This window comes from Pseudonocardia humida (genome assembly GCF_023898865.1).
Classification (GTDB): Bacteria; Actinomycetota; Actinomycetes; order Mycobacteriales; family Pseudonocardiaceae; genus Pseudonocardia; species Pseudonocardia humida.
On record NZ_JAGSOV010000055.1, the window covers coordinates 1 to 24,995 of the forward strand.

General features: G+C 71.2%; 18 protein-coding genes. 9 read left to right on the forward strand and 9 right to left on the reverse strand.

Annotation, left to right across the window (positions count from 1 at the left end; translation table 11 throughout):
- The 4 genes from KDL28_RS26005 to KDL28_RS26020 all read left to right on the forward strand — a co-directional run.
- Positions 1-150: arginine deiminase family protein (locus tag KDL28_RS26005; RefSeq protein ID WP_252442644.1), on the forward strand; the 150-nt coding region annotated here is incomplete at its 5' end.
- 45 nt (positions 151-195) lie between these two features.
- Complete coding sequence (locus KDL28_RS26010; RefSeq protein ID WP_252442487.1) at positions 196-1,731, forward strand: basic amino acid/polyamine antiporter; 1,536 nt, start codon at positions 196-198, stop codon at positions 1,729-1,731.
- 10 nt (positions 1,732-1,741) lie between these two features.
- Positions 1,742-3,241, forward strand: coding sequence for a Na+/H+ antiporter NhaC (nhaC, locus tag KDL28_RS26015; RefSeq protein ID WP_252442489.1), 1,500 nt, complete (start codon positions 1,742-1,744; stop codon positions 3,239-3,241).
- A gap of 91 nt (positions 3,242-3,332) precedes the next feature.
- Complete coding sequence (locus KDL28_RS26020; RefSeq protein ID WP_252442491.1) at positions 3,333-4,400, forward strand: S1C family serine protease; 1,068 nt, start codon at positions 3,333-3,335, stop codon at positions 4,398-4,400.
- Positions 4,401-4,465: 65 nt separating this feature from the next.
- Here the strand turns inward: KDL28_RS26020 and KDL28_RS26025 are convergent, their stop codons facing one another.
- From KDL28_RS26025 to KDL28_RS26035, 3 genes are all read right to left on the reverse strand, one after another.
- Positions 4,466-6,187: an alpha/beta hydrolase gene (locus tag KDL28_RS26025; protein ID WP_252442493.1), complete on the reverse strand. Its 1,722-nt coding sequence runs from the start codon at positions 6,185-6,187 to the stop codon at positions 4,466-4,468.
- Between the two features lie 629 nt (positions 6,188-6,816).
- A complete protein-coding gene (locus KDL28_RS26030) occupies positions 6,817-7,119 on the reverse strand; it encodes an MBL fold metallo-hydrolase (protein WP_252442495.1) in 303 nt (100 codons plus the stop codon).
- Positions 7,120-7,483: 364 nt separating this feature from the next.
- Positions 7,484-7,969, reverse strand: coding sequence for a hypothetical protein (locus tag KDL28_RS26035; protein WP_252442497.1), 486 nt, complete (start codon positions 7,967-7,969; stop codon positions 7,484-7,486).
- A 284-nt stretch (positions 7,970-8,253) separates the two neighbouring features.
- Between KDL28_RS26035 and KDL28_RS26040 the strand changes: the two genes are divergently transcribed.
- The 5 genes from KDL28_RS26040 (at position 8,254) to KDL28_RS26060 (ending at position 15,002) form a co-directional block, all read left to right on the forward strand.
- Positions 8,254-9,216 carry a LacI family DNA-binding transcriptional regulator gene (locus KDL28_RS26040; RefSeq protein ID WP_252442499.1) on the forward strand — a complete coding sequence of 321 codons (963 nt, stop codon included), beginning with the start codon at positions 8,254-8,256 and terminating at the stop codon, positions 9,214-9,216.
- A 369-nt stretch (positions 9,217-9,585) separates the two neighbouring features.
- Positions 9,586-10,566 carry an ABC transporter substrate-binding protein gene (locus tag KDL28_RS26045; RefSeq protein WP_252442646.1) on the forward strand — a complete coding sequence of 327 codons (981 nt, stop codon included), beginning with the start codon at positions 9,586-9,588 and terminating at the stop codon, positions 10,564-10,566.
- A gap of 771 nt (positions 10,567-11,337) precedes the next feature.
- Complete coding sequence (locus KDL28_RS26050; protein WP_252442501.1) at positions 11,338-12,393, forward strand: family 43 glycosylhydrolase; 1,056 nt, start codon at positions 11,338-11,340, stop codon at positions 12,391-12,393.
- A gap of 195 nt (positions 12,394-12,588) precedes the next feature.
- Positions 12,589-13,662, forward strand: coding sequence for a glycoside hydrolase family 43 protein (locus KDL28_RS26055; protein ID WP_252442503.1), 1,074 nt, complete (start codon positions 12,589-12,591; stop codon positions 13,660-13,662).
- Positions 13,663-14,099: 437 nt separating this feature from the next.
- Positions 14,100-15,002: a glycoside hydrolase family 43 protein gene (locus tag KDL28_RS26060; RefSeq protein ID WP_252442505.1), complete on the forward strand. Its 903-nt coding sequence runs from the start codon at positions 14,100-14,102 to the stop codon at positions 15,000-15,002.
- A gap of 1,334 nt (positions 15,003-16,336) precedes the next feature.
- Here KDL28_RS26060 and KDL28_RS26065 read toward each other — a convergent pair.
- The 6 genes from KDL28_RS26065 to KDL28_RS26090 are packed head-to-tail and all read right to left on the reverse strand — an operon-like array spanning position 16,337 to position 24,903.
- Complete coding sequence (locus KDL28_RS26065) at positions 16,337-17,569, reverse strand: aminotransferase class III-fold pyridoxal phosphate-dependent enzyme (protein WP_252442507.1); 1,233 nt, start codon at positions 17,567-17,569, stop codon at positions 16,337-16,339.
- On the reverse strand, positions 17,566-18,600 hold the full coding sequence (locus KDL28_RS26070; protein WP_252442509.1) for a transketolase family protein: 1,035 nt from the start codon (positions 18,598-18,600) through the stop codon (positions 17,566-17,568). The genes KDL28_RS26065 and KDL28_RS26070 overlap by 4 nt, the downstream gene beginning before the upstream one ends.
- The gene (locus tag KDL28_RS26075) at positions 18,597-19,436 is read right to left on the reverse strand and encodes a transketolase (protein ID WP_252442511.1); all 840 of its coding nucleotides are present in this window, start codon (positions 19,434-19,436) and stop codon (positions 18,597-18,599) included. Before KDL28_RS26075 ends, KDL28_RS26070 begins: the two co-directional genes overlap by 4 nt.
- A gap of 9 nt (positions 19,437-19,445) precedes the next feature.
- Positions 19,446-21,623: a N,N-dimethylformamidase beta subunit family domain-containing protein gene (locus tag KDL28_RS26080; protein WP_252442513.1), complete on the reverse strand. Its 2,178-nt coding sequence runs from the start codon at positions 21,621-21,623 to the stop codon at positions 19,446-19,448.
- Entirely contained in the window at positions 21,620-23,860 is a 2,241-nt protein-coding gene (locus tag KDL28_RS26085) for a N,N-dimethylformamidase beta subunit family domain-containing protein (protein ID WP_252442515.1), read from the reverse strand. Before KDL28_RS26085 ends, KDL28_RS26080 begins: the two co-directional genes overlap by 4 nt.
- The gene (locus tag KDL28_RS26090; RefSeq protein WP_252442517.1) at positions 23,857-24,903 is read right to left on the reverse strand and encodes an extracellular solute-binding protein; all 1,047 of its coding nucleotides are present in this window, start codon (positions 24,901-24,903) and stop codon (positions 23,857-23,859) included. The genes KDL28_RS26085 and KDL28_RS26090 overlap by 4 nt, the downstream gene beginning before the upstream one ends.
- Positions 24,904-24,995: the final 92 nt, after the last annotated feature.

The window sequence follows — 24,995 nt, forward strand, 5'->3', positions numbered from 1 at the left end:
TTCGCCTACGACCGCAACACCTACACGAACTCGCTGCTGCGCAAGGCCGGCATCGAGGTCATCACCATCGTCGGCGCCGAGCTGGGCCGGGGCCGGGGCGGCGGGCACTGCATGACCTGCCCGATCACCCGCGACGCCGTCGACTACTGAGACGTCGACTACCGAGCAGCCAGTACCGAAGGGGAGTAGCTGACGATGGTTGACACGGCTTCCCGGGTCGCCGGGCCCACCGATCCCAGCGAGCCCAGCGGGCCCAGCGGGCCCAGCGGGCCCATCGACCCCACCGGGCCCACCGATCCCCCGGTCGAGACCCCGGGCAAGATGAGCCTGCCCACGCTGACCGGCATGGTGGTCGGCAGCATGGTCGGCGCGGGCGTGTTCTCGCTACCGGCGCGCTTCGGCGTGGCGACCGGCATCCTCGGGTCGCTGATCGCCTGGGCGGTCGCCGGGGCGGGGATCCTGATGCTCGCGTTCGTCTTCCAGAACCTCGCCATCCGCAAGCCCGACCTCGACTCCGGGGTCTTCATCTACGCCAAGGCCGGCTTCGGCGACTACGTCGGGTTCAACTCCGCGATCGGCTTCTGGGCCAGCGCGATCGCCGGCAACGCCTTCTACTGGGTGTTCATCACCGCGACCCTCGGCGCGTTCTTCCCCGCCTTCGGCGACGGCGACACCATCCTCGCGGTGGCGGTGTCCACGGTCGGGGTCTGGCTGTTCCACTACCTGATCGCGCGGGGCGTGCGCGACGCCGCGGCGATCAACCGGATCGTGACGGTCCTCAAGATCGTGCCGATCCTCGTCTTCATCGTCGTGCTGCTGCTCGCCTTCGACGCCGGCGTGTTCGCCGACAACTGGATCGCCACCGGCTACGGCGACCTCGGCTCGCTCGACGAGCAGATCCGCAACACCATGATCATCACGACGTTCGTGTTCCTCGGTGTGGAGGGCGCGAGCGTCTACTCCCGCTACGCGAAGAAGCGCGAGGACGTCGGCCGGGCGACCGTGCTGGGCTTCCTGAGCGTGCTGTCGATCTTCGCCCTGGTGACGCTGGCCAGCTACTCGGTGATGGCGCAGCCGGAGATCGCGGCGACCCGCCAGCCCTCGATGATCGGCCTGTTCGAGCACGTCGTCGGCGACTGGGGCCGCTGGTTCATCAGCGCCGCGGTCATCATCTCCGTCCTCGGCGCCTACCTCGCCTGGACCCTGATGGCCGCCGAGGTGATGTACATGCCGGCCCGCAACGAGGACTTCCCGGCGTTCCTCGGGCGGGAGAACGAGCAGAAGACGCCGATCACGGCCCTCGTCGTCAGCTCGCTGGCGGTCCAGGCGCTGCTCGGCGCGACCCTGGTCCTGACCGACGCGCTGAACTTCATGCTCGACCTGTCCACCAGCCTGGCGCTGATCCCGTACTTCTTCGCCGCCGCGTACGCGCTGAAACTCGGCCTCACCGGCGAGTCCTACGAGGGCGTGGCCCCGCGGACGCGCCGCAAGGAGGCGATCATCGCGGGGATCGCGACCGCCTACACGTTGTTCCTGTTCGAGGCCGCCGGCCTGCAGTTCCTGCTGCTGTCCGCGGTGCTCCTCGCGCCGGCCACGCTGCTGTACGTCAAGGCGCGCAGCGAACGGGGTAGGCGGCTGTTCAGCCCCACCGAGATCGCGCTCTGCGCGGTGATCGTGCTCGGCGGGATCACCGGCGTCGTCGGTCTGTGGACCGGCTTCATCGCCATCTGACGCGCCGTCCATGACCGCCACCGAGGGCGACCGCACCGTCCGCGATCCGTCGCTGGCCGACGCGATTCTCCCGCTCGTCACGCTCGTGGTGCTGATCGGCGGGTCGCTCGCGCTCTTCGGGCTGGACGCGCTGGACGGCCCGATCCAGGTCGCGCTGGTGATCTGCGCGATGATCGCCGCGCTCATCGTGCTGAAGAACGGCCACCCGTGGGAGAACGTCCAGGCCGCCGGTCAGCGGGCGGTGGCCTCGATCACGAGCGCGGTGTTCATCCTGCTGGCGGTCGGTGCGCTGATCGGCACCTGGAACATGTCCGGCACCATCCCGACCCTGGTCTACTACGGGATCCAGGTGCTCTCGCCCACGTGGTACTACGCGGCGACGGCGCTGATCTGCGGGATCGTCGCGATGTCGATCGGCAGTTCGTGGACCACCGCGGGCACCATCGGCGTCGGGCTGGTCGGCATCGCGGCGATGCTGGGCATCTCGCCGGGGATCACGGCCGGGGCGGTCATCTCCGGCGCCTACCTCGGCGACAAGCTCTCGCCGCTGTCGGAGACGACCGTCCTCACCGCGCAACTGGTCAAGGTCGACGTCTACCGGCACATCAAGCGGCAGGCGTGGACGTCGGTGCCGGCGTTCCTGATCGGGTTCGTGCTGTTCGGGCTGATCGGGCTGTTCTGGGGCCCGGCGGCGACCGACGCCGGCGACACCGGCAGCGAACTCGGCGCCCTCGGGGACATCTTCTGGATCACCCCGCTGAACCTGCTGCCGCTGGTGCTGCTGGCCGTGCTGTCGATCCGCAAGGCCCCGGCCTCGATCGCGCTGATGATCTCGGCGATCTTCGCCGGCGTCCTCGGCGTGTTCACCCAGTCCGACGTCGTCCGCGTCTTCATCGCCGAACCCGGTCTCAACGGCGTCCTCGCCGGGATCAAGGCCGTGTGGCAGGCGATGGCGACCGGGTTCACCATGGACTCCGGCATCGCCGACATCGACTCCCTGCTGTCGCGCGGCGGTATGGACAGCATGCTGCTCACCCTCTGGCTGATCATCGGCGCGGTCACGTTCGGCACCCTGCTCGAGGAGTTCGGGCTGATCAGCCGCCTGATCGACCCGATGATCCGGGCCGCGAAGGGCACCGGACGGCTGTTCCTGACGGTGTTCGCCACGGCGTTCGGGCTCAACGTCGTCGCCGGCGACCAGTACATCGCGCTGGTCATGCCCGCGAAGATCTACCGGGCCGAGTTCGCCCGCCGCGGCCTCGCCCCGACGAACCTGTCGCGGCTGACCGCCGACAGCGGCACCGTCACCTCGCCGCTCGTGCCGTGGAACTCCTGCGGCGCGTTCATGGGCGCCGTGCTCGGCGTGCCGACGCTGGTCTACCTGCCGTTCTGCTTCTTCAACATCGCCAGCCCGCTGCTTTCGGTGATCTACGGGTTCACCGGGTTCAAGATCGAGAAGGTGGAGCCGGTCGAACCCGAACTGCCCGGCACCGATCCGGCCGGAACCTGAACGAGGCGTCGTGGTGACCACCGGAAACGGGGCGACCGCGGCCGCGCGGCCGACACGCCGGAGAATCCACCGGGGTGGGGTCCCGTCCCGGGTGTCGGTCCTCGTGATGGGTGTGGTCACCGTGATCGCGTTGGTCGTCGGTGTCGTCGTCGGCATGGTCGTCGGGCCGTCGATCGGGGTGGGGGCCACGACTGACGGACCACCTGCAGCGTGCTCGGCGACGGCGGTGGCGGCCACCGGCCTGCCGTCCGTGGTGACGGTCGCGGCGCAGACGAGCACGGGGGCTACGGGCGGAACCGGCTCCGGCGTGATCGTCCGGCCGGGCGGGGTCATCGTGACGAACGACCACGTGATCTCGCCCGCGCTGAACGGCGGCTCCCTCGTCGTCCGCTACAGCAACGGCCGCTCGTCCCCCGCCGCGGTCGTGGGGCGTGACGTGCTGACCGATCTGGCGGTCCTCAAGGCTGCCGACCAGGCGAGTGGTCTGCCGGTCAGCGCGCTCGGCTCGTCGCAGAACCTCCTGGTGGGCGAGCCCGTGGTGGCCCTCGGTGCCCCGCTCGGGCTGGTCGACACGGTGACAGCGGGGATCGTGAGCGCATTGGACCGCGAGGTCGCGGTCCCCGCAGCGGACGGGCAGACAGCGCATCTGGTGGGTGCGATCCAGACCGATGCCGCCATCAATCCGGGCAACAGCGGCGGCGCCCTGGTGAACTGCCGAGCCGAGCTGATCGGCGTGAACACGGCCATCGCGACTGTTCCCAACGACGCCGGTGAGGGCGGCGGAGGCAGTGTCGGCCTCGGCTTCGCCATCCCGGTCGATATCGCCATGCCCATCGCCGAAGAGCTCATCTCAACCGGCACGGTCACCCACTACACCGTGGGTTTGCAGGTGCAGGCCGTGCCAGCCGCGATCGCCGAGCAGCTCGGCCTTCCCGGCCGGCTGCTGGTCGGCTCCGTCGCCAGCGGTGGCCCGGCCGACCTGGCCGGGCTACGGCCCAACGACGTGATCACCCAGGTCAACGGACAGCCCGCGGCAAGCGTCGAGCAGATCACCGTTGCCGAACTCGGGGCCCGGTCGGGCCGCCCGGTCGAGATCGCTTATCTGCGCGGCGCAACGCCCATGACGGTCACCCTCGTGGCCGTCCGGGTACAGCCATGACCCGCCGCACCGCACCTCCGAGACGAACGTCAAACCCTCGGCCCGCCCTGCGGGAACGCGGACGTTCAGGGCTCTGACTCTCCTGCTGTTCCCTGGCCGAGGAACTGCTCCAGGCGTTCTTTGTCGGCGTCGGTCCAGCCATCGGGGGGCAGGACCTGTGCCCACCCGCTGACGTAGTCCGTTGCGTAGTCATGTCCGAAGCCCGGTGGCGGGCTGAGCTGGAGGACCAGATCGCTGACTGCCTGGACCGCGGTGACGATCGGGAACCAGCGGGCGCTTTCCGGTACGTCGTACCCGCGGGGTCGATCCATCCATTCCGGGGGCCGCCAGAGTGCCTCGACACCCCAGAAGGACACCGGGTCGGAGGGGTGCTGGAGGTAGCAGATCCGGGGGGCCGACCAGGCACCGCCGGGCGGGCGCTGGTTCGGGTCCCGATTGAGGAACCGCACGGTGCGCCCCTGGTCGAGGATCGGCTGCCAGACGGGCGATCCGGGATCCCGGGCATCGGTGATCTGGGAATGGATCGGGTTGACGTGTTTGGCGCCCACGATCAGGGCCCCGTCTGTCCGGGCGACCAGGTTGCCGATCGATGACCGGGCGTCGACGGCGGCGAAGATCGCCTCGACCCCGGCCGTGCCGAGGCTCTTGCCGAAGAGCAGCAGCCGCGGGCGCCTGTCGGACGGGAGCTGGTTCCAGTGCGCCTCCACTGCGTTGAACAACGCGGATCCCGCCTCGACCGCCAGCCCGTCGTCCAGGAACACCGAGAGGAGGCTGGGCAGGTAGGAGTACTGGATGCCGACGATGGCGGTGTCGCCGTCGTACAGCTGCTCGAGCGCCTCCGCGGCTTCGGGGATCATCCAGCCCGTGCCGGTGGGCACCCACACCACCAGGACCTCCCGGTCGAACCCGCCGGCCCGCTCGAGCTCGCGCACGGCGAGCTCGGCGCGGGCGTCCAGCGAATCCGCGGAGCGCACGCCGACGTACACCCTCACCGGGTCGACCGGCGGGCCGCCGGTCCCGGGGAACGCGGCGAGCTCGTCGGCGGTGGTGACCCCGGCGACGAAGTCGCGGCCCATGCGTCCCAGCGTCTCCCAGGGAACCAGCGACTGAGGGCTACCGGAGACCGTTGCTCCTTCGGGTCTGACGATCCCTTCCGCTGTCTCCTCGTTCATCGCGCCGTAGGCGGAACTCGCGAGCTCGGTGACGCCGCGGAAGGCCAGTCCGCCGAAGAGGAGGACCGCCAGCACCACGCCGAGCAGGATGGTGGTCGGGGCCGCCAGGCGTCCCGGGACGCGGCGGCGGATGCGCCGGTCGAGCGCCCGCAGGCCCTTCTGGATGGCCCGACCGACCACGACCAGCAGCGCCGCGAGTACGGCCGCTCCCGTCACCATCGGCACGACGTCCGACCAGCCCACCGGCGGCATCCCCATCAGGGTGCGTTGGTCGTTCTGCCGGTCGAGCCAGAGAACCGAGCCACCGAGGACTCCCGCCGGCCACCCGACACCGAGGAGGAGCCACGACCACGACCGGGTCCTCGGGCCCGGCGAGTCACCCCACCGGACCAAGGCCCGCTGTACCCCGTGTCCGACCAGAGCGCCGATCCCGTACCCGACAGCGATACAGACACCGCTGACCGCCGCCTGGGCCGCCCAGGGCCGGGGAACCAGCGTCGGCGTGAGCGACTCCCACCAGAACAGCAGCGCCAGCAACACGCCGCTGAAGGTCGGAGCTGCGAGGACCGACCCGTGCCGGCGAGCCACCGTGCCCTGGTTGTCGAGGTCCGGCATCGATCTACCACCCTCGCTCGAGATGTTCACGGCGGTTCATCGTGACGCTCGGCGGCTGCCAACGTCCATCCCGGCGTCCTTGTGCTGACGGGCGGCCGTGCGGCCATTTCGCGTCTGGGCTCCCAGGGCGGCCCTCATGGCGAGGATTCGAGGTTGAGTTGGTGGTCCCTGGGAGCGCTGGTGCGGTGGGTGCGAAGTAACTCGACGAACGCAGTCGTGGTCGCTGCCCTTGTTCACCTCCCAGGACGCGCGGGCGTAGCCCAGCGGCGACGGCGCGGATCAGCAGCGCTCGTTCGAGGTCTTGTTCGGCCAGGTCGATGCCGCAGGTTCGCGCGGCGAGGTCGATCAACCACGCAGCCGAGCCGGTCCTCGTGGCCGGTGCTGGGTTGGCGTGAGCGGTTGGAGGGTGGGGACCCTCCTCGGCTCGGCTCAGCTACCGGTGACGAGGACCTGAACTTCTCCAACCGCGAGGGACGCCTCGCTGGTGATCCGGGCGATCTCGCTTCCTGCGACTGGCGCGCCTGCTGAGGTCCCTGCGAACCGCCGCGGTTACCGCTCCGGTGAGCTCCCATCCACGCCGCCGGAGCCGAGGGACTCGGCCGGGTGATCTCGCCGGGCCAGGCCGGTCCTCACGCGCCGACCGTGACCCGGGTGCCGAGCGGGAGCCACCGGAAGCCGCGGGTGAGGTCCGCCGGTGCCCGGGCGAGGTCGCGCTCGATGGCGGCGCGGTTTTGCCGGAAGTGGCGCCATCCCTCGTAGTGGACGCGTACCGCGGTGCGAGGACGGAGCAGTCCGCAGAGTTCGTCGGCGTCGGCGCCGGTCATCGTGTAGCGAAGCGGTCCGGTCAGCGGGAACCGCACCCCGCCCAGGTGCAGGCTCGCGACGTCGACCTCCACCATGTCGGCGACCTTCCGGACCCCGTCGTACAGCACGGTGTCACCGGAGATCCACAGGACACCGTGGCGCTGGCTGTCCCAGCGCAGCGCGAACCCGACGACGTCACCGACGACCGGGTGGCTCAGTGGTGGGCCGTGCCGGCAGGGGGTGGCCGTGACCTCGATCGTCGGGCGGCCGGGCGCGTCCAGTGTGGTGGTGGCCCACGGGACCAGGCCCCGCGCTCGGCCGCCGAGCCTGCCGGCCCCGGGACGGGGTGGTGATGACGACGGGGGCGGACGGGAGCAGGGCGCGTCCGGCCGTGTCGAGGTTGTCGCCGTGGTGGTCGTGGGTGAGCAGCACGGCGTCGATCGGGGGGAGGTCGGCGACGGCGACGGCGGGGACGATCGCCCGTCGAGACGCCTACGCCTGCTGGACCACGACGCTGACCGTCCGGTTCACGGCCGGGTCGTCGCCGGGCCGAACCGGCCGGCCGTCGGTGGTGGTGGTGGGGAAGTCGCTCAGCGGCCGCGAGCCGGCCTCGGCCAGTTCGTGGGCGGCCGCTTCGGCCCGCCGCAGCCCGATCCCGCGGTCGTCCTCGCCGCCGGTCGTGCCGGTGACGTCGGCGGTGTGGCCCACCACGACGAACCGGACGGTGGTCCCGGCCGCGCCGAGCCGGGTGCCGACCTCGCGCAGCCGGGCCCGGGCGTCGCCCGCGAACCGGACGCTGCCGTCGAACAGGCCGACGGGGAAGGTGAGCACCAGCCGGTCCGACAGTTGCTCGACGGCAACCGGCGCGCCGTCCAGCGCCCGCACGACGGCGCCCAGGGCGGGTGCCCCCGGATCCTGGCCGGCCCGATCCAGCTCGGCAAGTCGGCGGGCGAGGTCGCGGTGCTGGTCGGGCCACATTGTTAACGTCAATATTCTCTGCGGTCAAGCCGCCTTGAGTAATGACTTCGAGCTGGCGGGAAGGCGTCAGAGACGACTGTGAACGTCAACAAGAGCTGCCCCCAGTGAGGAGGAGGCGGGCGGTTGCGGCTCGGCACGGGGGTGACGAGCTGGAGCCGTATTAAGCTCCGGTCGGGCGCGCGGCCGCCCTGACAAGGCGACGACATCGATCGGTGGTGGGGATGGGCGTGGAGGCCGGACCTGCGCGTGAGCCGTCCATCATCGACGTGGCCCGGCGAGCCGGGGTGTCGCACCAGACCGTGTCGCGGGTCCTCAACGGTCACCCTCACGTCCGGGAGGGCACCCGGCACAAGGTCCTCTCCGCCATCGGCGAGCTCGGCTACCGGCCCAACCGGGCGGCCCGGGCGCTCGTCACCGGCCGCTCCCAGGTGCTGGGCGTGGTCGCCCCGCGGACGACGCTCTTCGGCCCCGTCTCACTGCTGGCGGCCTTCGAGGAGCAGGCCGCCGAGGCCGGCTTCACCGTCATCGTCGCCCGCCTGCGCACCTTCGACCAGGCCTCGACCGGCAACGCGGTGCGGCGACTGCTCGATCAACGCGTCGCCGGCATGGCGGTGATCGCGCCGGTCGCCTCGGCGATCGACGCCCTGCGCGAGCTGCCGTCCGGCGTCCCGATCGTCACCGTCGACAGCGGCCCCGACCGCCTGCGGCCGGCCGTGAACGTCGATCAGGCCGAGGGGGCCAGGCTCGCCACGCAGCACCTCCTGGACGCCGGGCACGCCACGGTGTGGCACGTCTCCGGCCCCTCGGACTGGTTCGACGCCGCCGAGCGGATGGCCGGGTGGTCGGACACCCTGCGCCGGGCCGGGCTCGAACCACCCCCGGTCGTCCCCGCGGACTGGACGTCCGCCGCCGGGTACCGGGCCGGCCAGCTGCTGGGGCGGATGCCCGAGGTCACGGCGGTCTTCGCCGCCAACGACTCGCTCGCCCTCGGGCTGCTGCGGGCCCTGCACGAACTGGGTCGCAGCGTTCCGGACCAGGTCAGTGTCGTCGGGTTCGACGACATTCCGGAAGCGGAGTTCCTGGTGCCGCCGCTGACCACCGTGCGCCAGGACTTCGAGTCCGTCGCCCGGCAGGGTCTGGACCTGCTGCTCGCCCAGCTCGAGCTCCGCGACGGGCAGGAGAGCCGGATCATCGCCCCGGTCCTGGTCGAGCGGGCGAGCGTCGCTCCGCCAGCGGCCCAGGGCTGAGCTCCGGGCACGTACTCCGCACTGCGGGCCGGCGGTGCCTCACTCCCACCGGCGCCGCCCGCCGAGGTTCGCGCGCGTTCGGCTCCCGTTGGGAGAGCGTTGATTGAACGCGCTTCGTCGACCCTTGACACTGCCTCCACGCGCAATCATGATGGCGCGAATCTTCGGTGTGATCGTTAACATGCTGCTTCCGTCGGACGCCCTCCCCGCGTCCAGCGCCTTACTCAGTGGAGAGTGAGTCCGCATGCCCCCGACGGCATGATCGACCCAGCGGGCCGTTCCGTGGCAGCGACGACCGACAGGTCGCGCACAGCTCGACCGGCCTCGCTGCGCCGAGCGCGATCCACCCATCCCTTTCAGGAGACACGCATGCGCGTACCACGGAGGTTCGCTGCGGCAGCCGGGTTGTTGGCACTCGCCCTGGCTGGATGCGGAGCGGACACGGGCACAGCCGTCGACGCCTCGGACGCCAGCCCGATCACGATGGGCTTCTCACAGGTCGGCGCGGAGAGCGAGTGGCGCGTGGCCAACACCAGGTCGGTGCAGGAGGCCGCCGCTGCTGCCGGCATCGAGTTGGTGTTCTCCGATGCCCAGCAGGACCAGGACCGGCAGATCGAGGCCATCCGCTCCTTCATCGCGAAGGGGGTGGACGTCATCGCCTTCAGCCCGGTCGTCGAGACCGGGTGGGACCCCGTGCTGCGGGAGGCCAGGCGGGCCGGCATCCCGGTCATCCTCACGGACCGGGCGATCCGGACGGCCGACCCCGGCCTCTACCGGACCTTCCTCGGCTCGGACTTCCTCGAGGAGGGCAACAAGGCGGGGACGTGGCTGGACGACCGCCACATCCGGGCCGAAGAACCGGTTTCGATCGTGGAGATCCAGGGCACGGTGGGCTCCGCCCCGGCGATCGAGCGCCAGCTGGCCTTCGCCGAGGCCATCTCCTCGAACCCGCAGCTGAAGATCGTGGCCTCGACGTCCGGCGACTTCACCCGGGCCGGGGGCCGCGCGGTGATGGAGGACTTCCTCGCCGACCTACCGGACATCGACGTCCTCTACGCGCACAACGACGACATGGGGCTGGGTGCGATCGAGGCGATCGAGGCGGCCGGCAAGGTGCCGGGGCGAGACATCGAGATCATCTCCGTGGACGGGGTGCGGGAGGGGTTGCAGGCCCTGATCGACGGAAAGATCAACTACATCGTGGAGTGCAACCCGCTGATCGGCGAGCAGCTGATGGAGCTGGCCGTGAAGATCGTTGCGGGGGAGCAGGTGCTGTCCCGGGTGGTCACCAAGGAGACCGTCTTCGAGCGATCCGCAGCTCTCGCGGCGTTGCCGGACCGCCGGTACTGAAGCCGCGGGATGCCGAGTTCGGGCCCGAGTCGATCCTGGTCGCGGTGGTGCCGCTGGCGGATCTCAGCCGCCGCACCGTCATCGATCGCTCAGGCGAGGAACGCCCCGAGCTGACAGCTGTCGATCTTTCCGGTGGTGCCGGTGCACCGGCGCTGCACCCGCGGAGCGGCGACCCTGCTTGATGGGCTGGTCTCATCGACCACGAGTACCTGGCCTCGGGGTGGCTCAGGTGGGCCGGTGCCGTAGCCGCGGACGTCGGCTCGGACACCCTTGACGCTCCGGTCCGCGATGCGCAGCAGCCGCTGCATACCGTTCGGGCACGCCGCGCCGGCCTGCTCGGCCAGTGTCCGCCGGGCTCAGCATTCCACGGACGCCGCGAAACCCGCCGCTGCGCGAACTAATCAACATCAACTGGCCTCTGCCGATGGCCGGCCTTGACAAACCGAGTGTTAACGTTAACATCTTTGTCACCGAACTGAATCCGAGGATGCCATCATCCGGCGCCGGGATCCCTGTGGAGTGGAAACCCCTGGCTCCCCGACCTCTCATCGGTCAACGTACCGAACGCAGCCCTGTTGCCAATCGGTCGGTGCCGCGACCGGCACTCGGTTGCCGATTTCTCCGGTCCATCAACCGCCGTTCCAGCTCTGGCCTGACCCTGGCGACTTCGGGGCGGCGGTATGGGCTCGTCGTCTACAGCATCCCGACGGCGCATCTGCAGTACGTACCTGTCGCCCGAATGACCACCCCCAACTCGATGGAGGTCATGCCATGAGCAGTCATCGCCCCACGATCTCAGGCCCACCGGCGCAAGGTGAGGCCAACGCACGACCCACCGAGAAGGTGGGACTCGCTCCGAGCTCGGCCGCGCGACCCCGGCACATGACGCGTCGGCGTGCCTGCGGGTACCTGCTGACAACGACTCTGGCGACGACGGTCGCACTGGTCGCCGGGCCCGCCACGCCCGCACAGGCGGCGAACCCGCTCATCCAGCGCTTCGCCGCGGACCCCTCGATCCTCGTCGCCAACGGCCGCATGTACATCTACGCCACCGATGACCAGGGCAACAGCGGCACGTACTGGGATTCCAGCGCCTGGCGGGTGTTCTCGTCCAGCAACCTGGTCGACTGGACCGACCACGGCGCACCGTTCTCGGTCAGTGGATTCTCCTGGGCGACGCAGTACGCCTGGGCGCCTTCCGCGGTGCAGCGCAACGGCACCTACTACCTGTACCTCCCGACCGACCGCACCAAGATCGGTGTCGCTCGCAGCAGTTCACCCACCAGCGGATTCAGCGATGCTCGGGGCAACCCGCTGATCGAGCGGGGACGCGACGCCAACACCGGCGATGAGCCGATCGACCCGGCCGCATTCGTGGACGACAACGGGCAGGCGTACCTCTACTTCGGAGGCGCCCGCGCCCCGAAGGTGGTTCGGCTCAACTCCGACATGACCTCTACTTCCGGCGCCGTCCAGAACGTGGTCATCAACGGCGGCAGCGCTTACGCCGAGGCCGGACACATGCACAAGCGCAACGGGCTCTACTACTACTCGTACTCCACCGGCTGGCCCGGCCAGATCGCCTACGCCACGTCCAGCAACCCGCTCGGCCCGTTCACCTACCGCGGCGTCATCCTCGACTCCGTCAACATCAACACCAACCACCAGTCCATCGCCGAGTACAACGGCCGCTGGTACATCGCCTACCAGCGCAACGCCCGCCCCGGTGGCGGTAACTACCGGCGATCCCTGGCGATGGAATACCTCAACTACAACTCCGACGGCACCATCCAACGGGTGGCCCAGACGAGCAACGGCGTCGGCTGACCTACGAGCAGGATCGTATCCCGGGATCGCTCCGGGAAAGTATTCAGGCGCAACACCCCGGAGGCGGTGTACGCAGTCTCGAAGGTTACGTTGACGATCACCGTGCCTCGATGAGAAGCGTCACCGCACGCACGGACCGGTCTCAGGCCGACGACGCCGCTCATCCCTCGGCGCAGTCCCGAAGAAGGGAATTCCATGCTGGACAACCACGGACGGAGAGCGGCGCGGCTGCTGCTCGGCTTAGCCGGCGCTGCCGTGCTCGCGGTGGGCCTGGGCGTTGCGATCCCGGCCTCCCCGGCGCGCGCAGCGCCCGCAGCGCCCGGGCCGTCGTTCACCAACCCCCTCGTTGGCACCCCCAACAGCGCGGACCCCTCAATCGCCTACTCCAACGGCAACTGGTACTACGTGGCCACCACCTGGTCCAACAGAATCATCATGCGCAGGGCATCCACCATGGCCGGCCTGAAGACCGCGGCGGAAAAGACGATCTTCACCCTGAGTGCGGGGCCCGGCTGCTGCACCATGTGGGCCCCGGACATCCAGTTCACCAACAACAAGTGGTACATCTACTTCTCGGCCGAAGCCTCTCCGGGTCAGGGTGAACGCCGCACGTCGGTGCTGGAGAGCAACACGACCGACCCGTACGGTGCCTACACCTACCGGGGCATCCTCAATCTCGAGCCCGACAACGGATGGGCGATCGACGGCAGTGTGGTCCGGTTCAACGGCCGGCCGGACCACTTCGTCTACTCCGCGTTCCGCGGCGGGGAACAAGGACTGTTCATCGCTCCGATGTCCTCGCCGACACAGGTCTCGCGCAACGGCGTGCGGATCTCGTCACCGACCCTGCCATGGGAACGGCAGGGCGGAGCGGTCAACGAGGGCCCGTACGCCATCTACAACGCCGGCAAGACATTCCTGACCTACTCGGCGAGCTCCTGCCAGACACCCGACTACAAGCTCGGGCAGCTGACCTGGACCGGCGGCGACCCGATGTCGGCCAGCTCGTGGACGAAGAAGCCGACCCCCATCTTCGAGCGCAGTGACGCCAACGGCGTCTACGGCCCGGGCCACGCCTCCTTCGTCAGGTCACCCGACGGTGCGGAAACGTGGGTCGTCTACCACGCGAACTCTGCCACCAGCCAGGGCTGCGGCACCACCCGTACCACCCGGGCACAGAAGATCAACTGGAACTCCGACGGCTCGCCCAACTTGGGAACCCCAGTCCGAACCGGAGTCTCGATCGCCGGCCCCTCCGGCGACTCGTAAACCACCACCTGTACAGCCTCGGCGGGAAGCTCCGTCAGGGGCGCCCTACCGGCGAACCCGGCCAGCCCCGGAGCAGGGCGGCAGCCATCACGTCAAATAGGACAGTCGATCTTACTGGGCGGGCTCTGCAGAGCTGGTTGATCCAGGTCTGCTCGGGCAGGCGCGGTGGGCGGCCCGGCGTGCGAACCGCGCTCGAATTGCTGCGTGTGAGCCGGTCGAAGGTGGCCTGACGGTGGGCCTGACCTGGAGCGCGGTACGAAGTAGACCGATGTCGAGGAGCCGCTTCCGGCCGGTCGGATCGAATTTGTTCCGACATTCACCCGCATCTCCGGTTCGCACGACTCATCCCGGGAGGGAATGAACGCCGCTGCGCCTCGCTGTAGCGGTAACAAACCGGTCGACCAGCCCTCCGGTCGGCCCGACGGTAAGGAGAGAAAATGAAGTCCTGGAAGGAACGGACGGCGACACGCCCCCGCCTGGTCGTTGCGGTGCTCGGCGTCGTCGCCTTCATCCTCGGCGGCTTAGCGCTGCCGCAGTCGGCGTCCGCTCAGCCGGCAGCTGCGGCGACCACGATGATCTACGCGACGTTCAAGGGTGACGCGGCTGCGGACCAGGAGCTGTGGATCTATCAGTCCACCAACGGGGGCACGAGCTACAGCGTCCTCCACGACACGAACTTCCGGGGTCCCACGGGCGTGCTCCGCGACCCGAGCATCGTGAAGCGGGGTAGCGCCTACTACATCGCGTACACGGTGCAGTCCTGGACGACGAACTCGACCTACTTCGCCGTCGCACGGAGCACGGACCTGCGGAACTGGACGAACATCGCCACCGTCCCGTCGGGCCTTTCCAACACCCAGAACGTCTGGGCGCCGGAGTTCTACATCGAGGGCAGCACGGTCCGGGTCATCGTGAGTGTCCGGCAGACGACGAACTCGAGCGGTTTCCGGCCGTACGTCTACACCGCACAGAACTCGGACCTCACGTCGTGGAGCGGCCCGCAGCAGATGGGTGGCCTCGGCTACAACTATATCGACACCTACGTCGTGAAGTCCGGCAGCACCTACCACGCCTTCACGAAGAACGAGAGCACGAAGTACATCGAGCGCTGGACGAGCAACAGCCTGACCAGCGGCTGGGCTCGCCAGGGCACTCTGTGGAGCTCCGGCTACGAGGGTCCGTCCCTCGTGCGGCTGGACAACGGCCAGTACCGGATCTACGTCGACAAGTACACGAACGGTGGTATCTGGACGGCGACGAGCTCGGACCTCACGTCGTGGACCGGCCTCAGCTCGGTGGGCTGCTCCGGCTGCCGCCACGGCACGGCCATCCCGAACTGACCTGACGGGGTCGTCAACGGACTCGCGAAACCCCCCAGCGCAGCGTCGACCATCGGCGCTGCGTTGGGGCAGGGCTTCCCGACTGCCGGCATGGCCGAACCGGTGTGACCCCTGCTGCCGGACACAGATGTCCGACAGCAGGGCTCACGCCGGACCCCGACGCTGCCAGCGGGTCGCCACCGCGCCGCAGTCGGACACGGAGGACCACGGTGCGGCCCGCGTCGTCACCCGCTGCTCTGCACCGAGCAAGGACGCACCTCGACGCGTCGTCCACGTAGTCGTCATCGCCTCAGCTTGATCTTCAACCTCTGAGGGTTCGACGCCGTTGGCGAGGTCGGTGTCCTCCCAGCGGAGGGCGGCGATCTCTCCACGGCGCATCCCGTAGACGAGTGCGAGGGTGAAGAACGGGTGTGCGGCGTCGGCGGCCGCGAGGATCGCGCGGGCCTGCGCGGCGGTCCAGGCTGTGCGTCGGGATCGCTGCTGGGCGGACAGGGTGGTGAGCGACGTCGCGGGTGATCGGTTCCTCGCGAACGGCGCGGCCGAGCGCGGAGCTGAGCACCTCGCGGATCATCCGCAGCTTCTGTACCGAGTCACCTGCCGCCCGTCGCGCATTGAGGTAGCGCTGCACGGTCGCGACGGTGAGCTTGTCCAACCTTTGGCCCCAGCCCGGGGCGGAGGTCGAGCTCTGCCGCCGTGCGGTACTTCGCGACCGTCGTAGGGCGGAGTTCGGCCCGGGCGGTCAGGGTTGGCCCGTCCTACTCACACGTGGACGGGCAGAGAAAGCCCGTTTGTCCGCGCCGGGCCGGCGGTACTCAATCCGTCGAGTCGATTCGATCGGCACGGGGAGGTGCCGCGGTGGGTGATCGACCGGTCCTGGTGGGGCTGCTCCACTACGTCGCCATCGCGGTCGCCCCGACCGTGGGTCCTCTGGCTGGGCCTGCGCGCCCTCCCCGCCGCCGTCGCGGCGTTCTACGAGCGCCGTCGATGCCACGACCCGGCAACCGGGCCGTGCCTCGAGTCGGTGGTCGCGACCCTGCGCCGGCTGCACCGCCAGGTGCGCGACTGCCGCCCGCCCACGCAGGTGCGCGCCGTCGCGCTGCTGGCCCGCCTACGACGAGACGCTGCCGAGGAGACCGGGCCTTCGCGCGGCTGCTCACGGAGGCGGCGCTGGAGGACGCCGGCATCGCCCTCGACGCGCCCGGCTGAGCGGCACACCGACTGGTGGCACACCGACTGGTGGCACACCGACTTCGGTGCCGGCACACCGACTGCAACCCGACTGCAACCGGTGTGCCGGCACCACGATCGGTTTGCGAGCGTGCACGGCCCGTGCGTCAGGGGCGCACCGCGGCGAACGCGTCGTCGGTGCGGGCGAGGATCGCGTCGATGTCCTCGTCGGTGTGGGCGGCCGAGAGGAACCAGTTGTGCCACGGGTGCAGGTACACCCCGCGCTGCACGGCGGCCTCGGCGAAGGCGGTGGCCAGCCGGAAGTCCTCGTCGCCGGCGAAGGAGAGCATCGGCATCTGCACGGGGCCGGTCTGGCGGATCTCGACGCCGTGCGCGGCGGCCTGGGCCGCGAGGCCCTCGCGCAGCCGGGCGCCGGTGCGGGCCATGGCCGGCAGCGCCACGCCGTTGCGCAGCTCGGTCAGGGTCGCCAGCCCGGCGGCGAGCGGCACCGCGGCCGTCCAGAACGACCCGGTCACGTAGATCTTCCGGACCGCGTCGCGCAGCGCCTCGACACCGGTGACGGCGCCGAGCGCCTGCCCGTTGGCGATCGCCTTCGACCAGGCCGACAGGTCGGGCCGGACGCCGAGGGGCTCCCAGCTGCCGCCGAGGTCGAGCCGGAAGCCGCAGCGGACGTCGTCGAGGATCAGCACGGCGCCGGTGCGGTCGGCCAGCGCCCGCAGGCCGCGCGCGAAGGCGGGGTCGACGAGCTCCTGGTCGCGCTTGATGTCGTGGCGCATCGGGCAGACGACGATCGCGGCGAGGTCGTCGCCCGCCTCGGCCGCCGCGGCCTCCGCGGAGGCGAGGTCGTTGTACTCGTAGTGCACCAGGTGCGCCTGGTCCTCGGCGGTCACGCCCGAGCCGCGCAGCGAGCACCACGGCACCGCGCCGTGGTAGGCGCCGTGGGCCACCAGCAGCTTCCGCTTCCCGGTGGCGGCGCGGGCGATCGTCACGCTCGTGGTGGTGGCGTCCGAGCCGTTCTTGCAGAACATCGCCCAGTCCGCGGACGGGATCGTGTCCACCAGCAGCTCGGCGAACTCGACGGCGACGGGGCTGGTGCCGTCGAGGCAGTCGCCGCGGTCGAGCTGGTCGAGGACCGCGGCGGTGACGCCGGGGTGGCGGTGGCCCAGGACGACCGGGCCCCAGCCGCACATCAGGTCGAGGTAGGTGCGCCCGTCGGTGTCGGTGACCCGGCAGCCGTCACCGGAGGCCATGAACTGGGGGTGCGCGGCGCTGAACGCCTGCACGGACATGTGGCCGTACATCCCGCCGGGGATCACCTGGCGGGCCCGCTCACGCAGTGCGAGCTCGCGCTCGCCGAGGACGGTCGGTGCGGTGGTCATCTCTGGGTTTCCTTGCCGGAGTCGAGCAGCTCGCGGGCGACGTCGGCGATGCCGGGTCCGTCGAGGCGGTAATGGGCGTAGAGGCCGGCGGGCGGGCCGACGGGCACGTGCTCGTCGGGCACGCCGTGGCGGCGGAACGGGACGTGGACGCCCGCCTCGAACAGGCACTCGGCGACCGCACTGCCCAGCCCGCCGGTGACGTTGCCCTCCTCGACGGTGAGGACGGCTCCGGTGGCGCGCGCGGCGTCGAGCACGGCGTCGTGGTCCAGCGGGGCGATCGTGAACATGTCGACAACCCGCGTGGAGACCCCCGCACCGGCGAGCTCGTCGGCGGCCTGCAACGCGGGGTGCACCTCGGAGCCGGTGGCGATGATCGTCAGGTCGGTGCCGTCGCGGACGGTCTCGGCCCGCCCGATCGACAGGTCCGGCACCACGTCGTAGACCTGCGGGTCGCGGCCCCGGCCGAGCCGGATGTACATCGCGCCGGGGTGGTCGAGCGAGAGCCGCAACAGCGCGCGCAGGTGGTTGGCGTCGGTGGCGCAGACGACGGTGAGGTCGGCGATGCAGCGCATCATCCCGAGGTCTTCCAGGCTGTGGTGGCTCGTGCCGTAGAAGCCCATGGACATGCCGGAGTGGTGGCCGACGACCCGCACCGGCATCCCCGGGTAGGCGCAGTCGGTGCGGATCTGCTCGGCGCACAGCAGCGCCGCGAACGCGCCGAACGTGGCGGCGAACGGGACGTAGCCCGACGCCGCCATACCGGCCGCCATCGTGATCATGTTCTTCTCGGCGATGCCGACGTTGACGAACCGCTCCGGGTGCCGGTTCGCGAAGTCGGTGGCCCGGTTGGAGCGGGCCAGGTCGGCGGTGAGCACGACGATGCGCGGGTCGTGGTCGGCGAGGCGGGCGAGCTCCTCGCCGAAGACGAACGCGGGGATCGCCCGGGTGTCGGTGCCGTCGGCGGAGCGGGCGTCCTTGAGCCCGACGTTCGCGGTGCCGTTGAACAGCTCGGACTGGTCCTGGGTGCTCACGCCCGTCCCCCCAGCTCCATCAGCACGTCGTCGTAGTCGGCGCCGACGAGGTTGCCGACGTGCCAGTCGGGCGACAGCTCCATGCGCGCCACCCCCTTGCCCTTCACGGTGTCCGCGACCACGAGCTGCGGCGGGCCGTCGGCGGCGGCCGGCAGCCCGGCGAACAGCTCCAGCAGCGCGGGGATGTCGTGGCCGTCGACGCGGTGGGTCTGCCAGCCGAACGCGGCGAAGCGCCGGTCGATCGGCTCGGCGGCCATCACGTCGCGGACGAAGCCGTCGATGCCGAGCTGGTTGGCGTCCACGATCGCGACGAGGTTGCCGAGCCGGAAGTGCCCGGCCGACATCGCGGCCTCCCAGATCTGGCCCTCGGCCAGCTCGCCGTCGCCGAGCATGCAGTACGTGCGGTGGTCGGACCCGGACATCCGCCCCGCCAGCGCCATGCCCGCGGCGATCGACAGGCCGTGCCCGAGCGAGCCGGAGGAGAAGTCGACGCCGGGGATGCGGCGCATGTCCGGGTGGTCGCCGAACGGGCTGCCCAGGCGCGTGTAGGTGTCGAGCTCGGAGGGGTCGAAGAAGCCGAGGTCGGCGAGCACCGGGTAGAGGCCGATCGCGGCGTGCCCCTTGCTGAGCACGAAGCGGTCGCGGTCGGGCCAGTCCGGCCGGGCCGGGTCGAGGCGCAACTGCGCGTAGTAGAGGACCGAGAACAGCTCCGCGCAGGAGAACACGGCGCTGTAGTGGCCTGCACCTGCGATCCGGGTGAGCCGGACGGTCTCGGTGCGCACGAACCTCGCCCGGTCGGTGAGGTGCGTGAGCTGGTCGGTACTGGTGACGGGCACTCCTGCTCCTTACTGCTGCTCGCCGAGCACCGGGCCGGGCTCGTCCCGGAACCGGTCGAGGACGTTGGCGGTGATCCGCGAGACGTCGTTGTCGCCGTCCTTGTGCGTCATGGCCGTCGACCAGGCGATCGAGCCGACGGAGAAGACTGCGCCGCCGCCGGGCCGCTCGAGCAGGACGACGTCCGCGCGGACTTTCGGGTGGGTGCCGGGCGGAGGTGCGGCGTAGCCGTGGTCGACCTCCTCGGGCACCAGCGCGATCTTCTCCGAGTGCCCGACCGACGAGGCCAGCACGACGGCGCCGGCCGGCGTGCCGAGGGTGACGTCGGCGCGGTCCAGCTCGTCGCCCGCCGCGCCACCCAGTCCGGGTCCCTCGGTGCCGAAGACCTCGCCGACGCCGGCGCCCACGCCCTCGAACACCCACGAGACCGACGGGTCCGCGCTCGCCGCGGAGCGGGCGTACCCGTAGCCGGAGTCGAAGCCCTGCGCGGTGAACCCGACGCCGACCAGCAGGTTCGGCGCGCGCCCGCGCATCCGCCAGAGCCCACCGGGCTCACCGGTCGCCGCGAGGTGCTCCTCGCCGGGTTCGGAGACCCAGGTGGCCACCCCCGCGTGCCCGCGGCGGATCTCCACCGCGTCCGGGTGCCCCGGGTGCCGCGCGGTGACCTGGTAGAAGCCGTTGCCGCCCAGGTACATCAGCCGCCCGCCGGCCCGGGTGTAGCCGAGGTAGGCGTCGAGCATGCCGGCCGAGCAGTACTCGGGGTGGCTGCCGGTGAGCACCACTTCGTAGCGGGAGAGCAGATCGGCGCCCTCGCGTTCGACCTCGTCGTCGGTGACCACGGCGTAGTGCTCCCCGCGCCGATCGAGCCAGTCGAGCAGCAGCAGGTCCTGCGCGTAGTGGCGGAACCCGCGGGTGGTGGGGGTGAAGTAGTCGGGGCGGATGTTGACGATCGGGCGCAACCGGGTCGAGTGGCAGACCCCGCTGCCGTCGGTGTGCACGTCGTAGAGCGAGCGGCCGAGCTCGGGGTGCGCGACCAGCCAGCGGTCGCGCTCGTCGATCCCGCGCGCCTCCCCGTAGATCACCAGCCGCTCGGCCTCGTACTCGGCGTAGGTGCGCCAGTTCGCGTAGGCGAGGTAGGTCCAGGTGGGCAGCACGACGAGCACGGGGGCCCCGTGCCGCGCCGGGGTGACGACGAACGGGATCCGGTCGACGTCCCCCTCCGCGCTCGTCCTCAGCGCGTAGACGCCGCTGGGCAGGTCCGCGGGGACGGTCCACGTGAGGTCCGGCGCCCAGCCGGCGTCGGCGAGGTCGTCGTCGTGCAGGTGCAGCGCGTCGAACTCGGCGGGGGCGCGGCGGAAGTCGGTCTCCGCGCCGGCCCAGAACGGACCGGGCACGCCTCGGGTGGGCAGGTGGCGGACCGTCGCGCCGCCGGTGAGCCCGCCGCGGTCGGGCAGGCGGGTGCCGCCGGGGTCGGCGGCGAGGTCGAGCGCGCTCGTCGTGGCGGGGACCAGCAGGCCGATCGGGTCGGCGCCGCCGGCGAGTGCCGCCGTCGTCGCCTCCGGCCAGGCCGTCGCCGCGACGACCGGGCGTGCCACCTTGCCGTTGAACGTCCGCCCCAGGCCGCCTGTGGCGGTGCCGTCCGAGCCGATCCGCAGCACGCCGGCCATCGGGGCCGGCTCCGCGCGGGACGCCACCGTGGCGACCGGCAGGTCCGGCCGGTGCAGGTGCAGACGCACCTCGCCGGCGGCGTCGAGGGTCGCGACCGCGAACGCCCAGCGACGCTCGGTGGGCGGCGCCGCGAGCGCGGCCAGCACGGCGTGGCCCCGGCGCAGGGCGATCCCGGCGGCCGAGACCTCGAGGACGAGGTCCCCGACGGCCAGCAGCGGCCGGGGCTCGTCGCCGGGCAGGGTGGGCAGGAACCAGATCGCGAGGCCCAGCTCGTCGAGGGGGCCGACGGGTGCGGCCTCGACGAACGAGCCGGAGGTGGTGGTCTGGACCCGACCCGGCAGGGTGTCGGGCAGCCCGGCCGCGACCGGCTCCTCGACGAGCGCGCTGCCGTGCCGCTCCGAGCCGCCGCGCCGCAGCCGCACGATCTCCGGGCGGTAGGCGGCGTGCTCGCAGCTGACGCAGAACGCGATCTCCTCGCCGGCGCGGGCGGAGAGCCGGTCGGCGTACCCGACGATCCTCATGCACCCACCACCGGGTCGGGGTGGTCGCGGAAGCGGTCGAGGACGTTGGCGGTGATCCGGGAGACGTCGTTGTCGCCGCCCTTGTGCGTCATCGCGGTGGACCAGGCGATCGAGCCGACCGCGAAGACGGCCCCGCCGCCGGGCCGGCCGAAGACCACGATGTCGGCCCGGACCCGGGGGTCGGGCGAGACGGGTGCCGCGTAGGAGATCGTCCGGTCGTCGGCGACGAGCACGATGCTGGACGAGTGTCCGACCGAGGTCGCGAGGACGACGGCGTCGGCCGGGGTGCCGAGCGCGACGTCGGCGCGGTCGATCTCGTCGCCCGCCGCGCCGCCCAGGCCAGGCCCCTCGTCGCCGAAGATCTCGCCGACCGCGACGTCCACCCCGTCGAAGACCCAGTCGACGGCCCGGCTCTGGGGGGTCCGGCGGTAGCCGCTGGCCTTGTCGAAGCCCTGCGCGGTCATGCCGACGCCGAACGCCCGCTGCGGGGCCCGGCCGCGCCAGCGCCACAGCCCGCCGGGCTCGCCCGTGCCGGACAGGTGCTCCTCGCCCGCGCCGGACGCCCACGCCGTGGTGCTGCCCCGTGCGCGGCGGATCTCGATCGCCCCCGACGGCCCGGGGTGGCGGTTGGTGACGTGGTAGAAGCCGTTGCCGCCCAGGTACATGAGCCGCCCGCCGTGCGCGGTGAAGTCCTCGTAGGCGTCGAGCATCCGCGCCGAGGAGTATTCGGGGTGGCTGCCGGTGATGACGACGCGGTGCCGGGCGAGGGCGTCGGCGCCGCGGTCCTCCAACTCGTCGTCGGTGATCACGGCGTAGTCCTCGCGGCGCCCGTCGAGCCAGTGCAGCAGCGAGAGGTCCTGCGCGAAGTGGCGCAGCCCGCGGGTGGTGGGGGTGTAGTAGTCGGGCCGGATGTTGATGATCGGCCGAGCCCGCGAGGAGTACATGACGCCGCTGCCGTCGGTGTGGACGTCGTAGAGCGACTTCCCGAGCTCGGGATGGCGGGCGAGCCAGCGGTCGCGCGGATCGACCCCGCGGCGCTCCCCGTAGAGCCCGACGCGCTCCTCCTCGAACTCCGCGTACGTGCGCCAGTTCGCGTAGGCGAGGTAGGTCCAGGTCGGCAGGACCACCAGGACGGGGGCCGGGCGGGCGCCCGCGGCCGGGGTGACGACGAACGGGACGCGGTCGACGTGCTCGCCCGCGCGGACCTTCAGGGCGTACGCGCCGCTGGGCAGGTCCGCCGGCACGGTGAGCGCGACGTCGGTCTCCCACCCGGCGTCGTCGAGGTCGTCCTCGTGCAGGCGCAGCGCGTCGTACTCGGCGGGGACGCGGCGGACGTCGGTCTCGGTGCAGCGCCAGAACGGGCCGGGCACGGCGCTCGCCGGCCGGTTGACGACCGCGCCGCCCGTCGTCAGGGCTCCGTCGTCGGTGACGGTGACGGACGCGGGGTCACGGCCGAGCGCCAACGCGGAGACACCGGCGCTCCCCAGGACGGTCATCGCGTCCGCGCCCGCAGCGAGCCGTGCCGTGGCCCCGGGGGACCAGCCGGTGGCGGACACGAGCGGTCGGGCGAGCTTGCCGTTGAAGAACCCGGTGGGCGCACCGCGCCCGCCGGCACCGACGCGGAGGAGCCCGCCGCGCCACGCCGGCGCCGCGCCCCTCGCGGGTTCAGGAAAGCCAGTTCCCTGAACCCGGGGGACAGGGAGGTGGCTCTCCTGAACCTGGGGCGCGGCCTGGCCCGGGCGGTGCAGCTCCAGGCGCACCTCGCCCTCCGGGGAGACCTGCCCCGCTACCCACGACCACTGCCGCAGCACCGGCGCCACGTCCAGGCGGGCCAGCTCCGTCCCGGCCGCGTCGCGGAGCGCGCAGCCCTCGGCCGTGACGGTGAGCCGGTACCCGGCGCTGCCGTCGGGTGCGGTGAGCGCGAGGACGGTCTGCTCCCCGTCCAGGAGTGTCGGGAAGATCCACGCCGCCAGTCCGGCACCGTGCACGGTGACGTCCTCGCGCACCGCCGCCTCGACGTAGGAGCCCGCGCGGGCGACCTGGACGCGGCCGGGGACGCTCGCGGGGAGGTCCGCCGCGACGTCGTCCTCGAGCAGGTCGCACTCGTGCACGGGCGACCCGCCGCGGCGCAGCCGCACCAGCGACGGCGCGAACTCCGGCAGCTCGCAGCTGACCTTGAACTCGATGCGCCCGCCCGCGGGTACCGACAGCCGGTCGGCGTAGCCGAGCAGCCTCACCGGTTCACCCAGTTCGTCCACCGCTGGGTGGCCTCGTCGAGGTTCGCCGCCCACCACTCGTTGTCGCGGTGCACCTCGGTGCCGGTGACGTTGCTCGTCGCGATGAACGAGTTCAGCAGCGGGTCGTCGGAGGGCCGGGCGTTCGCGTTCGCCGCCCCGTAGGGCTGGCGCTTCATGATCTCTTCCTGGGTCGGCACGTCGATCAGGGCGTTGATCAGCTCGTACGCCTCGTCCATGTTCGGGGCGCCCTTCACGATGCCCAGGGAGTCGGTGTAGTAGAGCGGCTGGTTCCAGACGACCTTCAGGTTCGCGCCGTTCTTCGCCGCCTCGTAGGCGCGCCCCGGCCAGGCGAGCATCATGTCGACCTCACCCGACTCCAGCGCCTGGGTCTGCTGGGCGCCGGTCTCGTAGAACCGCACCGAGGGACGGATCGTGTCGAGGGTGGCGAAGGCGCGCTCGTAGTCGAGCGGGTAGAGCTGGTCGCCGGGCACGCCGGAGGCGAGCAGTGCCGTCTCCATGCCCGCGTCCTTGGCGTAGTTCATGATCCCGCGGGTGCCGGGGAAGTTCGCGGTGTCGTAGAAGTCCGTCCAGCTCTGCGGCGGCCGCTGGCCGTAGGTGTCGGCGTTGTAGACCAGCAGGAAGGCGGACTTCAGCACGGGCACGCCGCACTCGGAGGTGAGCTCGGGGTCGAGGCCCTCGGTGTCGATCCGCGACATGTCGAGCTTCTCGAACAGGACGTCGCACTTGGCGACGGTGCGGTAGGGCGAGGCGTAGAAGACGTCCCACGTCGGGGTGCCCGACTCGACCATCGCCGTCAGCTTCGCCTCGTTGTTCGGCGACTCCTCGGCCACCTGGATGCCCAGCTCGGCGAGCTGCTTGTAGGCGGTGTCGGCGAAGATCGAGGCGAGGGCGCCCCCGGTGTTGCTGAAGACGACGGTCCCGCCGGCTCCCGCGTCCCCGCCGACCGTGGCGAAGCACCCGGTGGCGCTGACGGAGACGGCCGCGCAGAGGGCCAGTGCGGACAGGAGCCTGCGGTTGCGCACGGGGACCACCTTCGTTGACGGGGTGAGACGTCAGGCCGTTTCACCATCCAGAACGCACTTCGCGATGTGGTACCGGCAGGATGGCCGGGCGG